This window comes from Streptomyces sp. NPDC034086, from assembly GCF_055575515.1.
In genome coordinates, this window is the sequence record NZ_JBVISM010000001.1 from 352,519 (window position 1) to 373,220 (window position 20,702).

A 20,702-nucleotide genomic window follows, 5' to 3' on the forward strand; every position below is an offset into this window, starting at 1 on the left:
CATGCCCTCCCACATCGCCCTGACCGCCCTCGTCGTCCACGACTACGACGAGGCCATCGACTTCTACACCCGCGCCCTCGGCTTCGAACTCGCCGAGGACACCCCCCGGCCGGACGGCTCCCGCTGGGTCGTGGTCCGCCCGCCCGGCGCCAAGGAGTCCGCCCTGCTGCTGGCCCGCGCCAAGGACGAGGCCCAGCGCTCCCGCGTCGGCGACCAGACCGGCGGCCGCGTGGGCTTCTTCCTCTACACCGCCGACTTCGCGGCCGACCACGCCCGGATGACCGCGGAGGGCGTCCGCTTCCTGGAGGAGCCGCGCCACGAACCGTACGGCTCCGTCGCCGTGTTCGAGGACCTCTACGGCAACCGCTGGGACCTGCTCCAGCCGGCCTAGGGGATGCCCGGCGGCCCGGCCAGCCGGGGGGCTTCGGCCGCCGCGTCGATCCGCTCCCCGGCCTCCACCCGCCCCGCCAGCGCCCGGGCCCACCCGACCAGCCCCGCCACGTCGATCCCGTACGCCTCCCCGTACGCCGCCTCCCCGTACCCGGCCAGGGCACCGGCCCCGCGCCGTAGCAGCCGCGCCCCGCCGACGGCGTTCCCCCGCGCGGCGTGCGTCAGCCCCACCGCCAGCTGCGCCAGCCCCCGCCACAGGGCCTCTTCCGCCCGGGGGCGGGACTTCCACGCGTCCTCGAACACCTCGTGCGCGTGGAAGGGCCTCCCGCCGTCCAGCAGCCGCTGCGCCTCCGCCACCGTCCCGGCCGGCGTGCGCACCACCCCTTCGGGCTGCCGCTCCACCCCCTCGGCCCCGTACGGCAGCGGCCGCCCCAACCCGTCGCGCGGCCGCGCGCTGCGCGCCCGCCCCTCACCGTCCCGGTCCCGTTCCCGTTCGCTCACCGGGCCATCCTGCCCGCCGCCGATCACCCGTGCACACACACCCCTCGGCGTGGGGTAATGTTCTGCATGTGCCCGGCACGAGGGGAAACCCCAGGTGAAGGGCACGAAGCGGTAAACGGGACGTGGCGCAGCTTGGTAGCGCACTTGACTGGGGGTCAAGGGGTCGCAGGTTCAAATCCTGTCGTCCCGACTCGAGAGAGTCGCAGATCGAGGGGCCGTTTCGGAGCAATCCGAAACGGCCCCTCGATCGTTTCCGGGGGCCGCGTGGGGACCGGGGCGCCGGCGGGGCCGGGTCGGGGTGGTCCTGCGGACGCCGGGGTGCGGGCAATGCTGAGGGGTGGTCAGCGGGCCGGGACCGGCGATCTCGCGCAGGCCATGGAGCGGCAGCCTCCGCCGGCGGCATAGGGTGTCGTGCATGGGAATGAGGACGCTGGTCGAGGATCTGGTGGGGGAAGCCGAAGGGCTCATCAGTGACGGGGTGTGGGTTCTGACGCCCGGTCATCGCGCGGTGGTCGCGAAGGCCGCCGTCGACCTGCAGGCCGCCGTCGGCGCCTCCCAGGAGCAGGAGGCGCTGCCCGTCATCGACCGCCTGGAGCACCTGCGGGAGGCGCTGGCCGCTGTCGCCATCGCCCTCGCCCACGTCCACGGGCACACGGCCTGGTTCCTCGGCGCTGCCGCCACGGTGCTCACGCCCCTCCTGCACTGGCGCGCCCTGCCCGCCGAGGACGGCCACACCTTCGGCGCCGTCGTACCGACCCCCCAGGAGTACGCGGAAGCCGAGGACGTGGTCCGCCGCCTCCAGAGCGCCCTCGCCCGCATCGCCTCCGCCTGAGACCGTCCGCCCGGACGGCCGCCCCCTCCTCCGACCGGAGGAGGGGGCGGCCGTCCCCGCCGTCGAGGGCGTCTGCGCGAGACGGTCGAAGCCCGTCGCCCCGGGCGACGGGCCGCGGTGCGCCGCTCACGTCGGAGCCGGCAGCCGGTCGTGCCCGTGGAGGGACTGCCCGCACCCGTCCGTCACCGGCCCGTCAGCCCGCCCCTAGACGCGGGACAGCCATCCGGCACCGAAATCCGAGAGGTCCCGTGCCCGCTGGGCCCGCTCCTCGATCAGCCGGCGGAAGCCCGCCAGCGCGTACCGCTCCCCGGTGGCCGAGCCGGGCCCGCGGATGCCGGCGACGTCGGCCATGAGCTGCTGGGGCTGGGGCTGCCAGCCCGTGACCAGGACGCGCAGGCCCAGGTTCTCCGCGCGCCGGTGCAGGGCCAGGAGGTGGAGCAGACCGTCCGCGTCCATGGACGCCGCGCCGTGCAGGTCGACCATGAGGTCCCGTTCGTCCGCGGTGACCTCGTCCAGCGCCCGCTGGAGCGCTGGGCCCGCGTCCTCGTCGAGTGTCCCGGTGACGCTGACCAGGACCGTGCCGTTCCGCTGGATGTCCGTGGTGATCAATGCGTTCTCCTCCCGCCCGGGGCGCTGGGGCCCTCGGGGCCGCTCCATCCTGGCGTGACGTTCCCCCGTACAGGTGTGAGGCTCGCTGGTGTTCCGCACCAACCTGGCCCCACCGCGGCCGCCCCGGGAGCGCCCGGACGGAGCCGCTCGGGCACGGTCGTGCCCCGCGGCCCCGTCCGGACGCCGGGTCAGGACGGGTCGCCGTACTGGAGGCCGCGTCCGTTGGTGCCGACGTACACGCGGCCGAAGGTGTCGGGGTCGCCGGTGATGACACCGGTGCCGCCGATGCCGCCCCACCGGTGGGCGTCGTCGTTGACCCGGAGCCAGGTGGCGCCCTTGTCGGTGGAGCGGAAGACTCCGGTGACGTCCTTGACGGTGCCGATCAGGTACAGGGCCTGGTACGAGGTGCCCGGTGCCGGCTTGCCGAAACCGAGGGCGGAGGCGGACTTCACCGCGGCGAGCCCGGTGAAGGTGCGGCCGCCGTCGGTGGAGTGCAGGAGCCCCTGGCCGCCGCCGGCGATCCAGAGGTCCCCCTCGGCTCCGGGAACGGCCTCGAGGCGGCCGCCGGCGGGCAGGCCGGCGGCCCGGGCGCCGAAGGTCGCCCCGCCGTCGGTGCTGGCGTAGAGCGTGCCGCCGGCCAGGGAGTAGAACGTCCTGGCCGAGGAGCGGTCGGCGACGACGACGGCGCCGGCACCCAGGCCGCCGGCCCTCGACCAGGTCGCTCCCTTGTCGGCCGAGCGGTACGGGGCCTGGCCGGCCTGCGTCCAGACGATGACCGAGCCGTCGGCGGAGAGCGCCACCCGGCCGCTGTCGGCGCCGGCCACCGGCTCGGACGGGAAGCCGTTCCAGCTGCGCCCGCCGTCGGTGGAGTAGGCGCCGTCCTGCGCGCCGCCACGGCCGACGCGGACCATCATCGAGGGGTTGGACTGCGCGAAGTCGATCGAGGTGCTGTTGGTCATCATCGGGTTGTTCAGCCGCCCGCCGGGCACCTCGGTCAGGGAGTCGTGGCGGAACCCGCCCAGGTCGCCCATGGCCGTGATGACCTGGGCCCCGCCGGGCGGGGCGATGGCGTCCAGCAGCGCGGTCTCCTCCAGCCCGCGGGCCCCCACGCTCCAGTGGCTGGTGCCGCCGCTGTCGGAGGCGCCCGCGTCCTTGCTGCGCAGGATGCCGCTTCCGGTGCCGTACAGCACGTGCCCGGAGTCGAAGGGATCGATGGCCAGGGCGGTCATCCAGTGCCCGGTCCCGGTGCCCACGTACGGAGCGGCGGAGGCGTCCCGCACCGACGTGCCGGCCAGGGCCTTCCACGTCGTGCCGCCGTCGGTGGTCCGGTAGACCTCGTCCTCCGGCCACCAGCGGCCGAGGGTCGTGACCATCACCGTGGAGGGCCTGCGCGGGTCGACGGCCAGACCGGAGAACCCGTAGGTGCCCTGGGAGGGGGAGACGTTCTTCCACGCCCCGGCGGCGGGCGTGTGCTTCCACACCGACCCTCCCGTCACGCCGTTGGGGCCCGGGGCGTTGGTGTACGTCAGGTACAGCGAGCCGTCACCGGAGAGCACGCCGTGCTGCGGCAGCTGGCCGGTCGGCTGCCCGGGGACCGCCTGCCAGGTGCCGCCGCCGTCGGTGGAGCGGTAGAGGGAGGTGGACTTGTCGGCGACGCCGACGTAGACCGTCTTGCTGCCGGCCGGGCCGTACGTCACGAAGGAGATGCCCGCGCCGCTGCTCGCCCCGTTCTTGACGGGGAACGAGGAGACCTGGCTCCACGTGGCGCCGTGGTCGGTGCTGCGCCACAGGCCGTTCTTGCGGGTGCCCAGCAGCAGCGTGCCGCCGGCCGAGGGGTCGACGGCGAGCCGCTCGCCCGCCCCGCGGCCGTCCTCGTTGCCGCCCAGCTTGAAGGGCAGGTCGGTGCGCTGGAAGGTGCGGCCGCGGTCCTTGGAGCGCAGGATCGCTCCGTTGCCCGCCCAGTCGTTGGTGTAGGTGCCGGTGGCGAGGTAGAGCCGGTCGGCGTCGGCCGGATCGGTGGCCAGCGCGTCGATGCCCAGCAGGTTCCAGTCCTTCTCGCCGATCCAGTCGGTCAGCGGGATCCACTGCTCGGCCCCGGTGTCCCAGCGGTAGGCGCCGCCCATGTCGGTCCGCGCGTACAGCAGGCCCTTCTCCCTCGGGTGGAACACCAGGCCGGTGACGTAGCCGCCGCCCACCACCTGGGCGTTGCGCCAGGTGTACGGTCCGGATCCGGGCTCCTTGGTCCCGGCCGTCTTCACCAGCTTCCACTGCTGGTTACCGCCGCCGTGGCCGCGGTACTGGATGACCGCCGCGCCGTCGGCCGTGGAGCCGCCGGAGACGTCCAGGACCTGGCCGCTCCTGCGGGAGGTGAGGACGACGGCGCCGGAACCGTCCACGTCGTCGATCCGCCATTCCTGGGAGGTGGAGGAGCCGTCGGACTGCTGCTCGACCGCGGCCCCCTGGGCGGTCGAGTCGCCGGCTATGCCCAGCACCTTGCCGCTGTTGCGGTTCACCAGCTCGTAGTAGCCGTCCCCGGTGGGGCGCAGCTTCCACTGCTGGTTGGCGGTGTTCTGGTCGGTCCACTGCTGGAGGCGGGTACCGTCGGCGGTGGAGAAGGCGTTGACGTCCAGCGCCTTGCCGCTGCGTACGGAGACCAGCCGGTAGTAGGCGCTGCCGTCGACCGTCGCGGCCTGCGAGTCCTCCTGCGCGTACAGGAGGTACGGCACGAGGACGGCGGGCACGCCGAGCAGCACTCCGGTCCCGATCCGGCGACGGCGGTGACGTCCGCGGCGCTCGCCGTTCGTGGGGTTCTTCATGGGGTCGTTCTCCTTGCGTAGGACGGTGGATCGGGGCGGGTCAGCGCCGCAGGGTGAGCAGACCGGGCCGGTAGGGCAGCCGGTCGTAGGGGGCGTCCGCCGCGGGCGCCTTGCCCTGGTAGAGGAACCGCAGGTTGCAGGGGTCGACGGTCATGGTCTGGTCGGGGTCGTCGCGGACCAGGTCGCCGTGGCTGATGTCGTCGGTCCAGGTGGCGCCGCTGTTCGCCTTGCCCGCGAAGGGGCTGCTCTCGCTGCCGGCCTGCGGGGTCCACGAGCCGCTCAGGCTGGAGGCTGTGAACGAACGGAAGTAGCGCGTCTGGTGCGCGCCCTTCGCCTCGACGATCATGAGGTACTGGTTCTGGCCCTTGACCTTGTACACCTGCGGGGCTTCGAACAGCTTGTCGGGCGTGTCGCTCAGGACCGTCGTGTACGAGGAGCCGAAGTTGCCCGGGAAGTCGCCGATCGGCATGCTCGCCCGGTAGATCCTGCCGTTGTCCCCGGCGAAGAACAGGTACATGTTCCGGTCGTCGGCGATCAGCGTCTGGTCGATCGGGCCGGTGGGCGACTCGGTGCGGGGGATGCTGCCGGTGAACAGAGGCTGGGGCGCGGACCAGCCGTTCGGGTCGGCCGGGTCGCTCGACGTGCGGTAGATGAAGGGCCACTGCCCCCACTGGTACGCGAGCACCCAGATCTTCTTGGGCGCGAAGTAGAACAGTGTGGGAGCCACCGCGGCCTGGGTCATGCCGGTCTGGCGGGCCGACGCCATGTCCGGCCAGTCCGTGAAGGGCCCGGCCATCATGGAGCCGTAGGAGGATCCCGAGAAGTTCGACCCGTAGACCAGGTGCTTGCCGTTGTGCGTCACGTGGGTGAAGTCCTTCAGCGAGGCCCACCCGTTCGCCGGCTGCGCCAGCGCACCCGTCGACGTCCACCGGTAGGCCGACGGAAGAGCACACGTGCCCGTCGGCGCGGGAGTCGTCGGGGTCGGCGTCCCGGACGGGCCGGTCCACTTCTGGTTGCCGCCGGACCAGCAGGAGTGCAGCTGGATCGTGGTGCCGTTGGCGGTGGCCGCGCCGACGGCGTCGAGGCACAGCCCGGACCGGACGCCGGAGATCGTGCCGTCCGTGTTGATGTTCCACTGCTGGCCGGCGCCGCCGTCGCAGTCCTCGATGACCACCGGGGTGCCGTTGCCGGTGCCCCCGCCCTTGGCGGCGAGGCACTTCTTGCCGTAGACCGTCAGCTGTTTGCCGGAGGTGTGGGTCCAGCGCTGGTTGGCCCGTCCGTGGCAGTCCCACAGCTGCGCCCGGGTGCCGTTGGCGGTGGCGGAGCCCGGGACGTCGACGCAGCGGCCGGAGGCGACGCCCTTGATCGTGCCGGTGCCGGAGGTGGTGCCGGGGGAGGTCTTGAGGGCGTTCACGACGGCGGTGTGGGCGGCCTTGGGATTGCCGCCGTTGTCGAACAGCAGGGGGTTCTCGCCCTTGCGCCAGGAATCGCCGTCCCGGATGCCCCAGACCGTGATGCCGGTGCACCGGGCCACGGCCAGGCAGGACTTCACCGTGTTGGCGTAGTGGGCCGGCGACGCCTGGGCGATGTCCAGCTCGGTGATCTGGACGTCGACGCCCAGGGCGGCGAAGTTGGCCAGGGTGGTCCGGAAGCTCGCCGGGGGACCGCCGGCGCGGAAGTGGCTCTGGAACCCGACGCAGTCGATCGGCACGCCACGGGACGTGAAGTCCTTGACCATGTGGTAGACGCCCTGGGTCTTGGCGTCCGACCAGTTCTCGATGTTGTAGTCGTTGTAGCAGAGCTTGGCGGAGGAGTCGGCCGCCCGGGCGGTGCGGAACGCTTCCTCGATGAAGCCGTTGCCCAGCACGTTCTGGAACACCGAGCCGCGGTGCTGGCTCGACCCGTCGGCGAACGCCTCGTTCACCACGTCCCAGGAGTGGATCCTGCCCTTGTAGCGGGTCATCAAGGTGGTGATGTGGTTGTTCATCACGCCGCGCAGCGTGTTCGCGTCGCCGATGGAGCTGACCCAGGACGGGAGCTGGGAGTGCCAGACCGCGGTGTGGCCGCGCAGGCGCTGGCCGTGCGCCGCGGCACGGTTGACGATCTGGTCGGCCGGGCCGAAGGTGAACCTGCCGCGGGACGGTTCGACGGCGTCCCACTTCATCTCGTTCTCCGGGGTGACCATGTTGAACTCCCGGTCCAGGACGGCGGCGTAGCCCGGGTCGCCGAGCCGGCCGGCGGCCACGGCCGTGCCGAAGTACCGGCCCGAGGGCGCCGCCTGCGTGCCCAGGGGTGTCGCCGCTCCGGCGGAGCCGGGGAGGAGCGTCACGACACCCGCCACCAGGGCCGCGGCCGAGAGCCCGATCGTCAGGGTGCGGCGGCGCCGGCCGCGCCGGTGCAGGCCCTTCACGCCGCTCCTCGGTGGTCCCGGGTCGGCTGGGGGTGCGTGAGCGCGGGCGCGCCGGCCGGTACGGCCCGGTCCGCGGCGGTGCGGGTGCGGCCGCGGAGCGGGACGAGGTGCCGGTCCTGCGTACGGGGCGCGCGGGGTTCACGGGTGTGTCGCGTCATGGGGAGCTTTCTCCTGCGGATGTGCCGATGGGGGGTGGGGTTCTTCGCCGCCGGCTCGCGGGGCGAGCGGCGGGAAAGAACCCCACGGAGTGGAGGCTCCCGGGCACGGGGCCGCGTAACGGAAAAGCGGCGGTACCCCGGAGATCGGCCCGTGATCCATCTCGCAGGCGAAAAGTGTTACGGCGAGGCGCGCGGGCGGCTCACCGCCGGGGGTGGGCCGGGCGTGCCGGAGCCGGGCGTGCCGGAGCCGGGCGTACCGGAGCCGGGCGGGCCGGGCCGGAGCCGGCGGCCGGCTCACCGGCCGTCAGTGCGCGGCCCGGTCCCGAACGGTCACGGAGCGGTGGTCAGGACCGGGCCGCGCGGACGACGAAGGAGGCCTGGCCGGCGAAGGCGCGGGTGCCGTCGGAGCCATCGAGCCAGATGCCGCCGTCGCGGTGGCGGATGACCGATCCGGGGTAGTTGTGGGAGTGCAGGGTCACCGACCCCGGGACCGACCCGGGGCGCGGGCAGAAGGTGGCGTCCTTCCGGAACAGGTCGCTGCCGTCGTCGGTGCTCAGCCGCAGCCGCAGGTAGTGGTGGCGCAGGTACCGGCCGTCGGCCGCGCGGAAGGTGACGCACCCCGTGTCGGCCAGCCCCCGCACCACGGTGAACGTCGCGCGTTGCCGTGCCTGCGCACCACCGGACGCGGACCCTCCGCCCAGCGTCGCGAAGTCGCCGGAGTACGTCAGGTAGAGGTCGGGTGCGTCCACGGACTCCAGTGACCGTGCGCCGAGCGGAACCGTGCCCGCGACCGCGGACGGACTCGCGGACGGCGGCCCGGCCGGTGTGGGGGTGCTCGACGGGGCCGGCGCGGGACGGACGGCCGTGGGGCCACCGGGCGTGGGAGCGGCGATCGCGCCGGGTGCCCGGTGCGCCGGTTCCGGCCAGGTCGTGTAGGTGGCGGCCCCGGTGACGAGGACCGCGCCGGCGGCGAGGCTCGCCAGCGGATGGGCGGTCACCGTCTGGAGCATGCCGGTCAGCGCGCCCTGCAGACCGCCTCCCGCCGTCGCCGTCGCCGTGCCGGCGGCGACGGGGACCGTGGCCGAGCCGACGGCGCCGGCGGCCGACCCCGACAGCAGGCCCTTGGCGGTCAGCGCGGCGACGAGTCCGGCGGGGACGGCCAGGGGCGCGAGGCTCAGGAGCAGGAGCTCGGCGGGGACCCGGTTCGCCGTCGTCGCCGAGCAGACCGGGCAGTCGCGGGTGTGCCGCGCGATCCGCTTGCGCCACACCGATGTACGCAGACCGTCCCAGCCGGCGACGGTCTCGCCCAGCCGCGGACAGCGCGGGCGGGCCTCCAGCGCGGCGACGATCGTCCGGCTCAGGTCCAGCTGCTCGCGCATGCGCTGCATGCGCACTCCGGCATGGGCGACGGTGAGGCCCGTCGCGGCGGCCGTGTCCTCACGGCTCAGCAGTCCGGCGCGTTCCTGCCACCACAGGGACAACAGCACCCGGTGGTCGGGGTCGAGCCACCGCCCGGCCTCGGCGATCTGGCGGCGCTCGTCCGACACGTGCAGACGCAGGATCGTCGCGTCCTCGGGTTCGGGGCCCGCGTCCGGCAGGTCGACGGCCTCGTCGATGACCGCCGTCCGGCCCGCGAGGACGCGGTGCCGCTGCCCGTGGGCGCGTATCTGGCGCAGGGTGATCGCCACCAGCCAGGAGCGGAAGCTGTCGGGGGCGCGCAGGGCGGGCAGGTCACGCACCACGCGCAACAGCGTTTCCTGGACGACGTCGTCGACGTCGGCATGTCCGCTCACCGCCCGCCGGACGATGTTGTAGAGCAAGGGCAGGTAGGCGGCGATCAGTTCTTCGCGCGCCCGGTCGTCCCCGGCCTGCGCCGCGACGACCAGCCCCGCGTGGTCCTCGTCCATGAGCCCCATCACCTTCCTCAACACGGCGTCAGACCCTAGCGTCCGCAAAGGTGTGCGACCAAAGCCCGTTCCCCCGGCGGGGACCGGACGCCGACGGCGGGCGGGTGTGCGAGCCTGGTGCCCATGTCGATCCTCGCAACCGTCGTGGTGCTGCTCATCGCCGCCCTGCACGCCTACATCCTGGTCCTGGAGATGTTCCTGTGGACCGGGCCGCGGGCCCGGGCCGCGTTCGGGACCAGCGTCGAGTTCGCCTCCGCGACGAAGGCGCTCGCGGCCAACCAGGGTCTGTACAACGGCTTCCTCGCCGCCGGGCTGGTGTGGGGCGCCGTGGCGTCCGACCCGGTGGGCTTCCAGGCGAAGGTGTTCTTCCTGGCGTGTGTGGCCGTCGCCGGCGCGTACGGTGCCGCCACGGCCAGCCGGAAGATCCTCTTCGTGCAGACCGTTCCGGCGCTGATCGGTCTGGCACTGGTGCTGGCCACCCGGTAGGGCGGGTGCGTCGCGGCCGGTGCCCGGGAGGCCCAGGCGGGAGCCCGTGCTCACGCGTGGCCCATCCGGCCCTTACCGCGACGCCTCGGCTGTGTCAGCGTCGTGGGCGGCGGGTGCACTGGCCACCATGGGGCACGTGTCCATGGACCGCGGGGTGAACCGCCCCGGCCCCGGTCGCGGCGGTTCGCCTTCCTGTGGCGCGGGGCGTCGGACGGTCCCGCTCCACCGGTCCGGCTGCCGCCGCGGCCCCACACGACGGAGGAAGCATGCGCAAGGACGAGCGTCCGGCCGACGTACCGCTGACCGACGAGGAACTCGGTGCGCTCGACGCGCACTGGAGGGCCGCCAACTACCTGTCGGCCGGACAGATCTACCTGATGGACAACCCGCTGCTGAGGAAGCCGCTGGAACCGGCTCACATCAAGCCGCGGCTGCTCGGCCACTGGGGCACCTCCCCGGGCCTCAACCTCGTGCACACCCACCTCAACCGGATCATCAAGCGGCACGGCGTCGACGCGCTGTGCGTCTGGGGTCCCGGGCACGGCGGGCCGGCCGTCCTCGCCAACTCCTGGCTGGAGGGCAGCTACAGCGAGGTCTACCCGGACGTGAGCCGGGACGAGGACGGCATGACCCGGCTGTTCCGGCAGTTCTCCTTCCCCGGAGGGGTGCCGAGCCACGTGGCGCCCGAAACCCCCGGCTCGATCCACGAGGGCGGTGAACTGGGCTACTCGCTGTCGCACGCCTACGGCGCCGCCCTGGACAACCCGGACCTCCTGGTGGCCTGCGTCATCGGCGACGGCGAGGCGGAGACGGGACCGCTCGCCGCTTCCTGGCACTCCAACAAGTTCCTCGACCCCGTCCACGACGGCGCGGTCCTGCCGGTCCTCCACCTCAACGGTTACAAGATCGCGAACCCGACCGTGCTCGCGCGGCTGCCCGAGGCGGAGCTCGACGAACTGCTACGGGGCTACGGCCACGACCCGCTGCACGTCACCGGGGACGACCCGCACCAGGTCCACCGGGCCATGGCCGCGGCGATGGACACGGCCCTCGACCGCATCCGGCACATCCAGCGGCAGGCCCGTACCGGTGCCGCCGCCGGACGGCCGCGCTGGCCGGTGATCGTCATGCGCACGCCGAAGGGCTGGACCGGACCGGCCGAGGTCGACGGCCTGCCCGTCGAAGGCACCTGGCGCTCCCACCAGGTGCCCCTGGCGGAAGTGCGCGATGACGACGGCCACCGGGCCCAGCTGGAGGCGTGGCTGCGCTCGTACCGCCCCGAGGAGCTCTTCGACGAGACGGGCCGGCCGAGGCCCCGGGTGCTGGAATGCGTACCGGAGGGCGAACGGAGGCTGGGTGCGACCCGGCACGCCAACGGCGGCCTGCTGCTCCGCGACCTGCCCCTGCCCCCGCTCGAACGCTTCGCCGTCCCCGTGGACCGGCCCGGCGCCACCCGCCACGAGCCGACCGGGGTACTCGGACGGCTGCTGGAGAGCATCATGGCCGCCACCGGCGAGCGCCGCGACTTCCGTCTCGTCGGCCCCGACGAGACCGCCTCCAACCGCCTCCAGGCCGTGTACGCCGCGAGCGGCAAGGCATGGCAGGAGCCGGTCCTGGAGACCGACGAACACCTCGACCGGCACGGCCGGGTCATGGAGATCCTCTCCGAGCACACCTGTCAGGGCTGGCTCGAGGGCTACCTGCTGACCGGGCGGCACGGGCTGTTCTCCTGCTACGAAGCCTTCGTCCACATCGTCGACTCCATGGTCAACCAGCACATCAAGTGGCTCAGGACCTCCCGCGCCCTGCACTGGCGCGCACCCGTCGCCTCCCTCAACTACCTGCTCACCTCCCACGTGTGGCGCCAGGACCACAACGGCTTCTCCCACCAGGACCCCGGCTTCGTCGACCACGTCCTGAACAAGAGCCCGGAGGTCGTCCGCGTCTACCTGCCGCCGGACGCCAACACCCTGCTGTCGGTGGCGGACCACGCGCTGCGCAGCCGCGACTACGTGAACGTGATCGTGGCCGGCAAGCAGCCGTGCTTCGACTGGCTCTCCCTCGACGAGGCCCGCGCGCACTGCGCCCGCGGGGCCGGCGCGTGGGCATGGGCGGGCACCGAGGACGGCACGCGCGGCCCGGACGTCGTCCTCGCCTGCGCCGGCGACGTACCCACCCAGGAGGTCCTCGCGGCGGCCGGCCTCCTGCGGCAGCATCTGCCCGGGCTCGCCGTACGCGTGGTCAACGTCGTGGACATGACCCGGCTCATGCCCCACGAGGAGCACCCCCACGGCATGACCGACCTGGAATACGACGCCCTGTTCACCCGCGACAAGCCGGTGGTCTTCGCCTACCACGGCTACCCCTGGCTCGTGCACCGCCTGGCGTACCGCCGCACCGGCCACGCGAACCTGCACGTCCGCGGGTACAAGGAGATGGGCACCACCACGACCCCCTTCGACATGGTCGTGCGCAACGACCTCGACCGCTACCGCCTCGTGATGGACGTGATCGACCGGGTGCCGGGACTCGCCGTACGGGCCGTGGGCGTACGGCAGGCCATGGCGGACGCCCGCGTCCGCCACCACGCCTGGATCCGCGAACACGGCACCGACATGCCGGAGGTGACCGACTGGGCCTGGGGCGACGACCGGCCTGCCGGCGACCGGTGAGAGCGGCACGCCCCCGGCCCGCGCCGTACCGGTACGGCGCGGGCCGGGGGCGTGACCGGGCCGGTGGCCGGGGGGTCAGGACGCGGAGGGAACCGCCGTGTCGATGCCGCGCGCGGCGACGAGCTGCGCACTGCCGTCGGCCAGCCGGTACGACAGCCCCACCACGCCGAGGCGGCCCGCGGCCACGGCCTCGGCCAGGACGCGGGAGCGGTCGAGCAGCAGGTCCACCGTGTGCTCGATGTGCTCGGCGAGGATCTCGTCGGCCGTGTCGCGTCCGGCGGCGCGGGCCGCCAGCACGCTGGGGGTCACCCGTTCGACCACGTCGCGCACGAAGCCGCCCGGCGTCTGCCCGTTCTCCAGGGCGGAGCAGGCCGCGGCGACGGCGCCGCACGAGTCGTGGCCGAGGACGACGACCAGCGGCGCGTTGAGGACGGCGACGCCGAACTCGATGGACCCGAGGATCTCCGTGCCGGCGACGTGGCCGGCGGTGCGGACCACGAACAGGTCGCCCAGGCCCCGGTCGAAGATGATCTCGGCGGCCAGCCGGGAGTCGGAGCACCCGAACAGTACGGCGAAGGGCTGCTGTGACGGTGCCGTCTGGGTGCGGCGTGCGGCGTCCTGGTTCGGGTGCTCGGGGGCGCCGGAGACGAAGCGCTGGTTGCCGGCCATGAGCAGGTCGAAAGCGTCGCGGGGCGTCGGCGTCTGGATCTTCTCGGTCATGGCGGCAGCCTACGAGGTGGCGCCGGCCCCCGCACCGGCCGCCCCGGCACTCGGCGGGGCCGGCCCGGTCCACGAGCGCGATCGCGCCGTCCCCGCCCGGGCGCCGGCACGTGCCGCCACCGGGCCGCCCTCCTCACCCGTCGGCGCCACGCCCGGCGTCCGGCCCACCGGCGTGGCGGGCCCAGAGGATCAGCGGGACCTGGAGGGGAAGCCTCGCGCAGGCGACGGCTCGCGCGGCCGTCGAGCGGTGACGCCAGTCGTAGGCCATCTTGACGTTCGCCGGGAACACCCCGGCGAGGAACAGGGCGGTGGCCCGGGCGCCGGCCCTCCGGGTCGCCGGCAGCGCCAGACCGGCGGCCAAGGCAAGTTCGACCGCGCCGCTGGCCTTCGTCCAGGCCCGGGGGCTGCCCGGCAGGGAACGCGGCACGATGGAGTCGAAGTTCGCGGGTGCGACGAAGTGAGCGACACCCGCGGAGGCCATCAGCCCGGCGAGCAGGAGCGCGGAACGCGCAGGGGTCATGGGGTTCCTTCGGCCGGGAGGACGGGCAGCGGCAGGCGTCCGAGCATACCGACCGGTCGGGGCGGCGGGGGCGGATCGCGTGACGCTCACGCGGCGGCCCCGGCGCCGGCCGCGGCCGCTTTCCGGCCCTCGGCCACCCGGCGGACTCGGCCGCCGTCTCCTCGTCCTGCACGACGGGGACGTCCAGCGGCTCCCAGAGCCAGGCGTGCACGATGCGCAGCGGCAACCCCCGCAGTACGGCTTCGCGCGCCGCCCAGCCGGCCGCTGCCAGGCTCTCCGCGGAACCGTCCACTCCTACGGTGATGGCGCTGGTCATGGGGTGCCTCCGTACGGTTCGACGGGCACGGCCGCTGCGGCCGCCCCTTCCCGACCTCAGCATCCGTGGGGAGGCGGCGTTCCACGGAGGGCCCATCGGTTCTGTTTCCCGGCCATGGGGTCCCGGCCCGGGCGTCGGGTCGGCTTCGGGTGGCGGGCGGGTCCGGTGTTCGTCGTGCGGCGGCGGGGATCGGTGCCTAGCGTGAGAACGCACGGGTGCCCGTCCGGTGTTCAGGCCGCCGGGCCCGCCGCCGACGAGGGAAGTGAGCCGTCATGTCCGACCGACCGCAGACCGGTCTTCCCGCGGGCGGGCCCGGGGCCCGGGGCGACCTGGGCCGCCGGGTCGCGGCCCGTCGGGAGCAGCTGGGACTGTCCCGGCAGGACGTCGCCGCGCACATCGGAGCCGCCCCCGACTACGTCGAGTACCTGGAGACGCACCCTTCGGTGCCGGAGATGGGGCTGCTGCTGCGTTTGGCGGATGCCCTCGAGACCTCGGTCCAGGACCTCACGGGGGCGATGGCGGACGTTCCTCCCGGGGTGGGGGAGGCGGCCCACCACCCCGAACTCGTCGAACTGGGGACGCAGGAGTGCTGGGAACTGCTCGGCGGCCACGGGGTGGGCCGTATCGCGGTGGCCACCGCGGCCGGGCCGGCGATCTTCCCGGTGAACTACGTGTCCGTGGGGGCGGAGGTCGCCTACCGGACGTCGGCGGACGCCGGACCGGCCGAAGCCGCCGGCCATGAGGTCGCCTTCGAGGTGGACCGCATCGATGACGCCTTCAGCCGGGGCTGGAGCGTCCTGGTCGTCGGCGACGCGCGGACGGTCACCGAACCGGATGCCGTGCGGCGGCTCGAGACGCACAGTCGCAGCCGCCCGTGGGCGGGCGGCGTACGCGACCTGTGGATCGCGGTGACGCCCGGCCGGGTGAGCGGGCGCCGCATCGTCGTCCGCGACCGGTGACGCACCGGCGGCGTTCACCGGCCCGCGGGGAACCGGCCGCGCCGGGGCACCGAGTCCAGGAGGAGCCGGGTGTACGGGTGCCGCGGAGTCCCGAGGACCCGGGAGACCGGGCCCGTCTCCACGACGTGACCCGACTTGAGGACGAGGACCTCGTCGGCGATGTGGCGGACCACCGCCAGGTCGTGCGTGACGAACAGGTAGCCGATCCCCGACGCGCCGCGGATCCGGGCGAGGAGTTCGAGTACCTGTGCCTGGATCGACACGTCGAGCGCGGCCACGGCCTCGTCGAGGACGAGGACCCGCGGCTCCACGGCGAGGGCGCGCGCGATCGCCACGCGCTGCCGCTGGCCGCCGGAGAGGTCACGGGGGAGGGCGGCGGCCTCGCGCGTGCCGAGACCGACCTGGTCCAGGAGCTGGGCGACCCGGGCGCCGCGGCCCGGCGCGTCGAGGGCCGTGTGGAGGCGCAGTACCTCGTCCAGGCATCCGGTGACGGTCACCCGGGGATCGAGCGAGAGGTACGGGTCCTGGAAGACCATCTGGATCTCCCGGGCCCGGGCCAGCCGTTCGGTCCGCCGCCGGGGCCGCGTGGTGCGGTCCCGGCCGTCCAGGCGGACGGTCCCGCCGTCCGGGCGCTCCAGGCCGACGAGCATCCGCGCCGTGGTGGTCTTGCCGCTGCCCGACTCGCCGACGATCGCGAGGCAGGCACCCGGCGCCAGGGAGAACGACACGCCGTCGACCGCCGTGTGGTCCCCGTAACGTTTCCGCAGTCCCTCGACGACCAATCCCTCGCCGAACGGGCCTGCGCCGGCCGGTCCTTCGCCGGGCCGTCCCTCGGCTGCCGGTTCCGCTTCCGCCGTCACAGCGTGATCCCTTCGTCGGCGCGGTGGCAGGCGGCGAGTCCGTCGCCGTGCCGGGTGAGTACGGGCTTCTCCGCGGAGCAGCGCGGCAGCGCGTGGGCGCAGCGCGCGGCGAAGGCACAGCCCGGCGGCGCCTCGGCCAGGGAGAGGGGACGCCCGGGGATGGGGCGGGGTGCCGGCGCGCCCGCGTCGATGGCAGGCGTGCAGGCGAGCAGCCCCGCGGTGTACGGGTGGCGCGGACGGTCGAACAGTTCGCCGGTGCCGCGCGTCTCCACGATCCGGCCCGCGTACATCACGTACACCCGGTCACAGACGGTGGCGGCCAGCTCGAGGTCGTGGGTGACGAAGAGCAGGCCGGTGCCCCGCTCGGCGCGCAGCCGGGTGAGGAGTCCGACGATCTCCGCCTGGGTCGTGACGTCCAGGGCGGTGGTCGGTTCGTCGGCGACGATCAGCGCGGGTTCGGCCGCGAGCGCGGCGGCGATGACCACCCGTTGGAGCATGCCGCCGGAGAACTCGTGCGGACGGCGGCGCAGGGCGCCGCGCGGGTCCCGGATGCCGACCGCGTCGAGGAGCTCCAGGGCCCGCGCGGTCGCCGTGGCGGCCGGGGTACCGGCCGCGCGCAGCCCTTCGGTGAGGAAGTCGCCGACGCGGCGCAGCGGGTTCACGGAGGCGCGCGGGTCCTGGTAGACCATGGCGACCTGCCGGGCCCGGAGCCCGGTCAGCTCGGCGCGGCTCATGGCGAGTACGTCCCGTCCGGCGACCCGGACCTCGCCGCTGGTGCGTGCTCCGGCGGGCAGCAGCCCGAGGACGCTGCGGCAGGCGACCGACTTGCCGGAGCCCGACTCGCCGACGAGGCCGACGCTCTCACCGGGGCGTACCCGCAGGCCGATTCCGTCCAGGATCGGCCGCGCGGCCCGGTCGGCGGTCAGCCGGACCCCGAGCCCGTCGATCTCCAGGACCGGGTCCCCGCCGCCGGCCGGGACCGCGGCCGCGTCCGTCCGTTCCCGCCGTTCCCGATGTTCGCGTTGCTCGCGTCGTTCCTTCACGCGCTTCACCGCTTCCGCCTCGAGATCCGGTCGGCGAGGCCCTCGCCGACGATGCCGAACGCCACCACCGCGAGCACGATGCACGCGGAGGGGGCGAGGGCGGGCAGCATCGCCCCCTGCTGGACGGCCGACTGGCCCTCGTTGATCATGGCGCCCCAGTCGGCGGTCGGCGGCTGCACGCCGAAGCCGAGGTAGGAGAGCGCCGCCAGGTCCATCAGCGCGTACCCGAAGTTCATCGCGGACTGGGCGAAGACGGTGGGGGCGATGTTGGGCAGCAGGTGGCGCAGGCAGACGTTCCAGCCGGACCAGCCCTGCACCCGGTAGGCCTCGATGTACGGGCGTGCCTTCTCCTGGCGCGCGATGCCGCGGACGAGGCGCCCCACGTACGGGGTGTAGGCCACCGCCATCGCGATCACGGGCGCGGTCATCCCCGGGCCGACGACGGAGACGAGCAGGATCGCGAGCAGGAGTCCGGGGACCGCGAACACCATGTCCATCGAGCGGGACAGGAAGGAGTCCGCCCAGCCGCCGCGCCAGGCCGCCACCACGCCGAGCAGGGTGCCGGCCAGGGTGGAGACGCCGACGACGAGGAGCGGGCCGAGCAGCCCGGTGAGGGCTCCGTGCATCAGCCGCGACAGGACGTCCCGGCCGGACTGGTCGGTGCCGAGGAGGTGCTCGGCGGTGGTCCCGGCCAGGCTCGCCGACAGGTCGAGGGCCTCGGGGTCGTACGGGGCGAGGACGGGGGCGAGTACGGCGGTCAGGGCGAGAGCGGCGAGCACCGCGGCCGCGGCGGTGAACAACGGCCCCTGGGCGACGAGGCGCAGGGGGCGCAGCCCGGGCCTGCGGCGCAGGACGGCGGGCTCCGGTGGTGCGGTGGTGGTCATGAGGCGCCTTCCCCGTGGAGCGACAGCCGGGGGTCGATGAGGGGTGCGAGCAGGTCGACCGCGAGGTTGACGAGGACGAAGGCGCCCACGCTGAGGAGGGTGATCGCCTGCACGACGGCGAAGTCCTTGGCGGTGACCGACTGGACGAGCAGGGAGCCGAGGCCGGGCACGTCGAAGGCGGTCTCGACGATCGAGGTGCTGATGAGGAGTCCGGCGAGCATCGTGCCGCCGACGGTGACGACCGGGCCGAGCGCGTTGCGCAGGACGTGACGGCGGACCACGGTCCGCCCCGGGACACCGCGGGCGCGTGCCACCTCGACGTGTTCCCGGCCGAGTTCGTCGAGCATCGCCGAGCGGGTCACCCGGGCGAGCAGCCCCGCGAAGGTCAGCGCCAGGGCGAGGGCCGGCAGGGTCAGGTGGTGCAGCCTTGCGGAGAACCCGTCGGCCGTGGCGCCGGGGCCGGGGAACCAGCCCAGACGGACGGAGAAGAGGGACACGAGCGCGATCGCGGTCACGAAGGGCGGGGTGGCGGTGGCGAGTCCGCTGCCGAGGAGCACCGCGCGGTCCAGCGGCCCGGGACGCAGTGCGGCGAGGACGCCCGCCGCCACGCCGATGAGGGCGACGAGCAGGGCGGCGTACCCCACGAGCAGGGCCGTGCCGGGCAGCCGGGACCCGATGAGCGCGGAGACGTCCTGGTGGAACTGGGCGGAGCTGCCGAAGTCGCCGCGCAGGACGCCGCCGAGCCACGTGGCGTACTGCACGGTCAGCGGGTCGTCCAGGTGGTACTGGGCGCGCAGGGCCGCCACCGCCTCGGGGGTCGCGGGCCGGCCGTGCAGCAGGAAGGACACCGGGTCGCCCGGGGCCAGGTGGACGCTGCCGAAGACCACGAGGGAGGTCACGAACAGCACGGCCACCAGGCCGAGGACGCGTCCGACGAGGTAGCGCGTCATTTGGCCGCGGCCCCGATCGTGGCGGCCCACGGGTAGTACAGCTGGGCGATCCCGGTCGGGGCGCCGGTCACGCGCTTGCCGAGGAAGAGCACGTACGGCGCTTCGTACAGGGGGATGACCGGCAGTTCGCGCATCGCGATCCTCTGGAGTTCGGCAGTCAGCTCCGCGCGCCTGCCCGCGTCCGGTTCGGCGTTGGCCCGGTCGAAGGCGGCGTCGAAGGCGGTGTCCGACCAGTTGCCGTAGTTCCCGAAGTCGCCGGTGCGCAGGTACTGGTAGAACTCCAGCGGGTCCGGGGTGTTGTCGTACCCGTTGGTGATGACCAGGTCCAGGCCGGTGCGTGCGGCGGGGTCGACGAAGATGCTGCTGTACGCCTCCGGGGGTACCGGCCTCAGCTCGACGTCGAGGCCGATCGCGCGGCCGGCGGCCTGTACGGCGTTGGCGACGACGCTGATCTCGGGGGCGAGCGTGCTGGTCGCCAGGGTGATCCTGCGGCCGGCGGCACCCGCCTCCTGGACGAGCCGCTTCGCGGCGTCGAGGTCGTGACGGGGATCGGGCAGGGTGTCGTAGAGCGCGGCGGTCTTCTCCGGGGCCAGCGCCCACGCGCCGCGCGCGGCGGGGGCCTTGGCGGGGACGCCGACGCCGCCGGCCGCGGCCTTGATGATGTTCTTCCGGTCGAGCGCCAGGGAGAGGGCCTCACGCACCTTCACGTCGCCGAGCGGCCCGCCGAAGTCGAGCACGGCGAGGTTCGACGCGGCGGTGTTGGGACCGAAGAGGACGCTGCCCTTGCCGCCGGAACGCAGCTGTCCGATCGTGGCGGGGGCCACCATGTACCCGCCGTCGGCGGTCCCGGAGAGGAAGGCGTTGGTGCGGGCGGCCGGGTCCTCGACGAAGGTGAACCTCACGGCGGCGGACCTGGGGGCGAGCCCGGGGTCCCAGTAGGCGTCGTGCTTCTTCAGGGTGATCTCGGCGCCCGGGGACCAGGTGTCGAGGGCGTACGGGCCGGTGCAGTTGACCTTGCCCGCGGGGGTGCCGTAGTCCTTGCCCGCCCCGGCGAGGGTGGCGGCGCTCTCGATGGTGCCGGGGGAGGCGGCCATCAGCTCGTGGAGCAGGACGTCGGGCTTGGTGAGGCGGAGCGTGACCTCCAGCGGTCCGGTCTTCTCCACGGCGCGGACGTTCTTGAACGCCGACGCCCAGGGGGAGCCGGTCCCCGGGTCCATCTGGCGCTGGAGGGAGGCGACCGCGTCGTCGGCCGTCAGGGTCGTGCCGTCGTGGAACCGCACCCCGGGGCGCAGGGTGTAGACGAGCGTGAGCGGGTCGGGGCGGTCGTACGTCACCGCGAGACCGGGCTCGAGCCTCATGTCGGGCGTGACCCGCATGAGCTGCTCGCACACGTTGGCGAGCACGGTGTTCGGCGGATAGTCGTACGCGAGGGCGTAGTCGAGCGTGTACGGCTCGGCGTACAGGGACCAGGTGAAGGAGTCCAGCGGGCCCTGGGCGGCCGGTGAGAGCGGAGCGACCTCGTAGCCGGTGCCGCCGCCGGCCGCGGGCGTGGTGGCGCCGGAACAGGCACCGGTGGTGGCCGCGAGGACGGCGGCGCAGAGGAGAAACGCCATGCTTCGGGACATGCGCATGCAGACCCACCCCTTTACGGGTGTAGTGACGGGCGCTG

The 20,702-nt window shown here is 73.9% G+C and carries 18 protein-coding genes, 1 tRNA gene and 1 pseudogene; 6 read left to right on the forward strand and 14 right to left on the reverse strand.

The genetic code is table 11. The annotated features are described in order from the left end of the window. Window position 1: 1 nt before the first annotated feature. On the forward strand, window positions 2-391 hold the full coding sequence (locus tag ACZ514_RS01640; RefSeq protein WP_388931210.1) for a VOC family protein: 390 nt from the start codon (window positions 2-4) through the stop codon (window positions 389-391). On the opposite strand, the gene ACZ514_RS01645 is transcribed toward ACZ514_RS01640, so the two are convergent. After that, entirely contained in the window at window positions 388-891 is a 504-nt protein-coding gene (locus ACZ514_RS01645; protein WP_469123802.1) for a DUF309 domain-containing protein, read from the reverse strand. The genes ACZ514_RS01640 and ACZ514_RS01645 overlap by 4 nt on opposite strands. Window positions 892-1,007: 116 nt before the next feature. Here ACZ514_RS01645 and ACZ514_RS01650 point away from each other — a divergent pair. Next, window positions 1,008-1,081, forward strand: a tRNA-Pro gene (locus ACZ514_RS01650). A gap of 225 nt (window positions 1,082-1,306) precedes the next feature. Beyond that, on the forward strand, window positions 1,307-1,723 hold the full coding sequence (locus ACZ514_RS01655) for a hypothetical protein (protein WP_468163272.1): 417 nt from the start codon (window positions 1,307-1,309) through the stop codon (window positions 1,721-1,723). A gap of 204 nt (window positions 1,724-1,927) precedes the next feature. Here the strand turns inward: ACZ514_RS01655 and ACZ514_RS01660 are convergent, their stop codons facing one another. The 5 genes from ACZ514_RS01660 to ACZ514_RS01680 form a co-directional block, all read right to left on the reverse strand. Beyond that, window positions 1,928-2,332 carry an STAS domain-containing protein gene (locus ACZ514_RS01660; RefSeq protein ID WP_468163270.1) on the reverse strand — a complete coding sequence of 135 codons (405 nt, stop codon included), beginning with the start codon at window positions 2,330-2,332 and terminating at the stop codon, window positions 1,928-1,930. A 188-nt stretch (window positions 2,333-2,520) separates the two neighbouring features. After that, window positions 2,521-5,148 (reverse strand): RICIN domain-containing protein, encoded by a 2,628-nt coding sequence (locus tag ACZ514_RS01665; RefSeq protein ID WP_469123803.1) that lies wholly within the window; start codon window positions 5,146-5,148, stop codon window positions 2,521-2,523. A 40-nt stretch (window positions 5,149-5,188) separates the two neighbouring features. Continuing rightward, window positions 5,189-7,558: a non-reducing end alpha-L-arabinofuranosidase family hydrolase gene (locus ACZ514_RS01670; protein WP_469123804.1), complete on the reverse strand. Its 2,370-nt coding sequence runs from the start codon at window positions 7,556-7,558 to the stop codon at window positions 5,189-5,191. Next, the gene (locus ACZ514_RS01675; RefSeq protein ID WP_468163264.1) at window positions 7,555-7,716 is read right to left on the reverse strand and encodes a hypothetical protein; all 162 of its coding nucleotides are present in this window, start codon (window positions 7,714-7,716) and stop codon (window positions 7,555-7,557) included. The genes ACZ514_RS01670 and ACZ514_RS01675 overlap by 4 nt, the downstream gene beginning before the upstream one ends. A 344-nt stretch (window positions 7,717-8,060) precedes the next feature. Beyond that, window positions 8,061-9,623 (reverse strand): sigma-70 family RNA polymerase sigma factor, encoded by a 1,563-nt coding sequence (locus ACZ514_RS01680; RefSeq protein WP_468163262.1) that lies wholly within the window; start codon window positions 9,621-9,623, stop codon window positions 8,061-8,063. Between the two features lie 123 nt (window positions 9,624-9,746). Between ACZ514_RS01680 and ACZ514_RS01685 the strand changes: the two genes are divergently transcribed. Both ACZ514_RS01685 and ACZ514_RS01690 read left to right on the forward strand, forming a co-directional pair. Next, window positions 9,747-10,109 carry a DUF1304 domain-containing protein gene (locus tag ACZ514_RS01685; RefSeq protein ID WP_468163260.1) on the forward strand — a complete coding sequence of 121 codons (363 nt, stop codon included), beginning with the start codon at window positions 9,747-9,749 and terminating at the stop codon, window positions 10,107-10,109. Between the two features lie 266 nt (window positions 10,110-10,375). Then, window positions 10,376-12,781 carry a phosphoketolase family protein gene (locus ACZ514_RS01690; protein ID WP_468163258.1) on the forward strand — a complete coding sequence of 802 codons (2,406 nt, stop codon included), beginning with the start codon at window positions 10,376-10,378 and terminating at the stop codon, window positions 12,779-12,781. Window positions 12,782-12,856: 75 nt separating this feature from the next. Here the strand turns inward: ACZ514_RS01690 and ACZ514_RS01695 are convergent, their stop codons facing one another. The 3 genes and pseudogenes from ACZ514_RS01695 to ACZ514_RS01705 all read right to left on the reverse strand — a co-directional run. Further along, window positions 12,857-13,501: a carbonic anhydrase gene (locus ACZ514_RS01695; RefSeq protein WP_468163256.1), complete on the reverse strand. Its 645-nt coding sequence runs from the start codon at window positions 13,499-13,501 to the stop codon at window positions 12,857-12,859. Between the two features lie 133 nt (window positions 13,502-13,634). Further along, complete coding sequence (locus ACZ514_RS01700; RefSeq protein ID WP_468163367.1) at window positions 13,635-14,021, reverse strand: DoxX family protein; 387 nt, start codon at window positions 14,019-14,021, stop codon at window positions 13,635-13,637. A gap of 109 nt (window positions 14,022-14,130) precedes the next feature. After that, window positions 14,131-14,337, reverse strand: a pseudogene (locus ACZ514_RS01705) (universal stress protein); the annotation flags it as partial. A 272-nt stretch (window positions 14,338-14,609) separates the two neighbouring features. On the opposite strand from ACZ514_RS01705, the gene ACZ514_RS01710 reads away from it, so the two are divergent. After that, complete coding sequence (locus ACZ514_RS01710; RefSeq protein ID WP_469123805.1) at window positions 14,610-15,296, forward strand: helix-turn-helix domain-containing protein; 687 nt, start codon at window positions 14,610-14,612, stop codon at window positions 15,294-15,296. A gap of 14 nt (window positions 15,297-15,310) precedes the next feature. Here the strand turns inward: ACZ514_RS01710 and ACZ514_RS01715 are convergent, their stop codons facing one another. From ACZ514_RS01715 to ACZ514_RS01735, 5 genes are all read right to left on the reverse strand, one after another. Next, window positions 15,311-16,078, reverse strand: a complete 768-nt coding sequence (locus tag ACZ514_RS01715) for an ABC transporter ATP-binding protein (RefSeq protein WP_468163365.1) — start codon at window positions 16,076-16,078, stop codon at window positions 15,311-15,313. 74 nt (window positions 16,079-16,152) lie between these two features. Further along, on the reverse strand, window positions 16,153-17,109 hold the full coding sequence (locus tag ACZ514_RS01720) for an ABC transporter ATP-binding protein (protein ID WP_469124176.1): 957 nt from the start codon (window positions 17,107-17,109) through the stop codon (window positions 16,153-16,155). 95 nt (window positions 17,110-17,204) lie between these two features. Then, complete coding sequence (locus ACZ514_RS01725) at window positions 17,205-18,083, reverse strand: ABC transporter permease (RefSeq protein ID WP_469123806.1); 879 nt, start codon at window positions 18,081-18,083, stop codon at window positions 17,205-17,207. Then, window positions 18,080-19,033: an ABC transporter permease gene (locus ACZ514_RS01730; RefSeq protein WP_469123807.1), complete on the reverse strand. Its 954-nt coding sequence runs from the start codon at window positions 19,031-19,033 to the stop codon at window positions 18,080-18,082. The genes ACZ514_RS01725 and ACZ514_RS01730 overlap by 4 nt, the downstream gene beginning before the upstream one ends. Further along, entirely contained in the window at window positions 19,030-20,646 is a 1,617-nt protein-coding gene (locus ACZ514_RS01735; RefSeq protein WP_468163248.1) for an ABC transporter substrate-binding protein, read from the reverse strand. Before ACZ514_RS01735 ends, ACZ514_RS01730 begins: the two co-directional genes overlap by 4 nt. Window positions 20,647-20,702 lie beyond the last annotated feature (56 nt).

Bases quoted from the DNA above. Each gene is read 5' to 3' on its own strand.
- ACZ514_RS01685 (WP_468163260.1), top strand. From the start codon at position 9,747: ATGTCGATCCTCGCAACCGTCGTGGTGCTGCTCATCGCCGCCCTGCAC.
- ACZ514_RS01655 (WP_468163272.1), top strand. From the start codon at position 1,307: ATGGGAATGAGGACGCTGGTCGAGGATCTGGTGGGGGAAGCCGAAGGG.
- ACZ514_RS01710 (WP_469123805.1), top strand. From the start codon at position 14,610: ATGTCCGACCGACCGCAGACCGGTCTTCCCGCGGGCGGGCCCGGGGCC.
- ACZ514_RS01640 (WP_388931210.1), top strand. From the start codon at position 2: ATGCCCTCCCACATCGCCCTGACCGCCCTCGTCGTCCACGACTACGAC.
- ACZ514_RS01735 (WP_468163248.1), bottom strand. From the start codon at position 20,646: ATGGCGTTTCTCCTCTGCGCCGCCGTCCTCGCGGCCACCACCGGTGCC.
- ACZ514_RS01695 (WP_468163256.1), bottom strand. From the start codon at position 13,501: ATGACCGAGAAGATCCAGACGCCGACGCCCCGCGACGCTTTCGACCTG.
- ACZ514_RS01665 (WP_469123803.1), bottom strand. From the start codon at position 5,148: ATGAAGAACCCCACGAACGGCGAGCGCCGCGGACGTCACCGCCGTCGC.
- ACZ514_RS01690 (WP_468163258.1), top strand. From the start codon at position 10,376: ATGCGCAAGGACGAGCGTCCGGCCGACGTACCGCTGACCGACGAGGAA.
- ACZ514_RS01700 (WP_468163367.1), bottom strand. From the start codon at position 14,021: ATGACCCCTGCGCGTTCCGCGCTCCTGCTCGCCGGGCTGATGGCCTCC.
- ACZ514_RS01675 (WP_468163264.1), bottom strand. From the start codon at position 7,716: ATGACGCGACACACCCGTGAACCCCGCGCGCCCCGTACGCAGGACCGG.
- ACZ514_RS01680 (WP_468163262.1), bottom strand. From the start codon at position 9,623: ATGGACGAGGACCACGCGGGGCTGGTCGTCGCGGCGCAGGCCGGGGAC.
- ACZ514_RS01725 (WP_469123806.1), bottom strand. From the start codon at position 18,083: ATGACCACCACCGCACCACCGGAGCCCGCCGTCCTGCGCCGCAGGCCC.
- ACZ514_RS01730 (WP_469123807.1), bottom strand. From the start codon at position 19,033: ATGACGCGCTACCTCGTCGGACGCGTCCTCGGCCTGGTGGCCGTGCTG.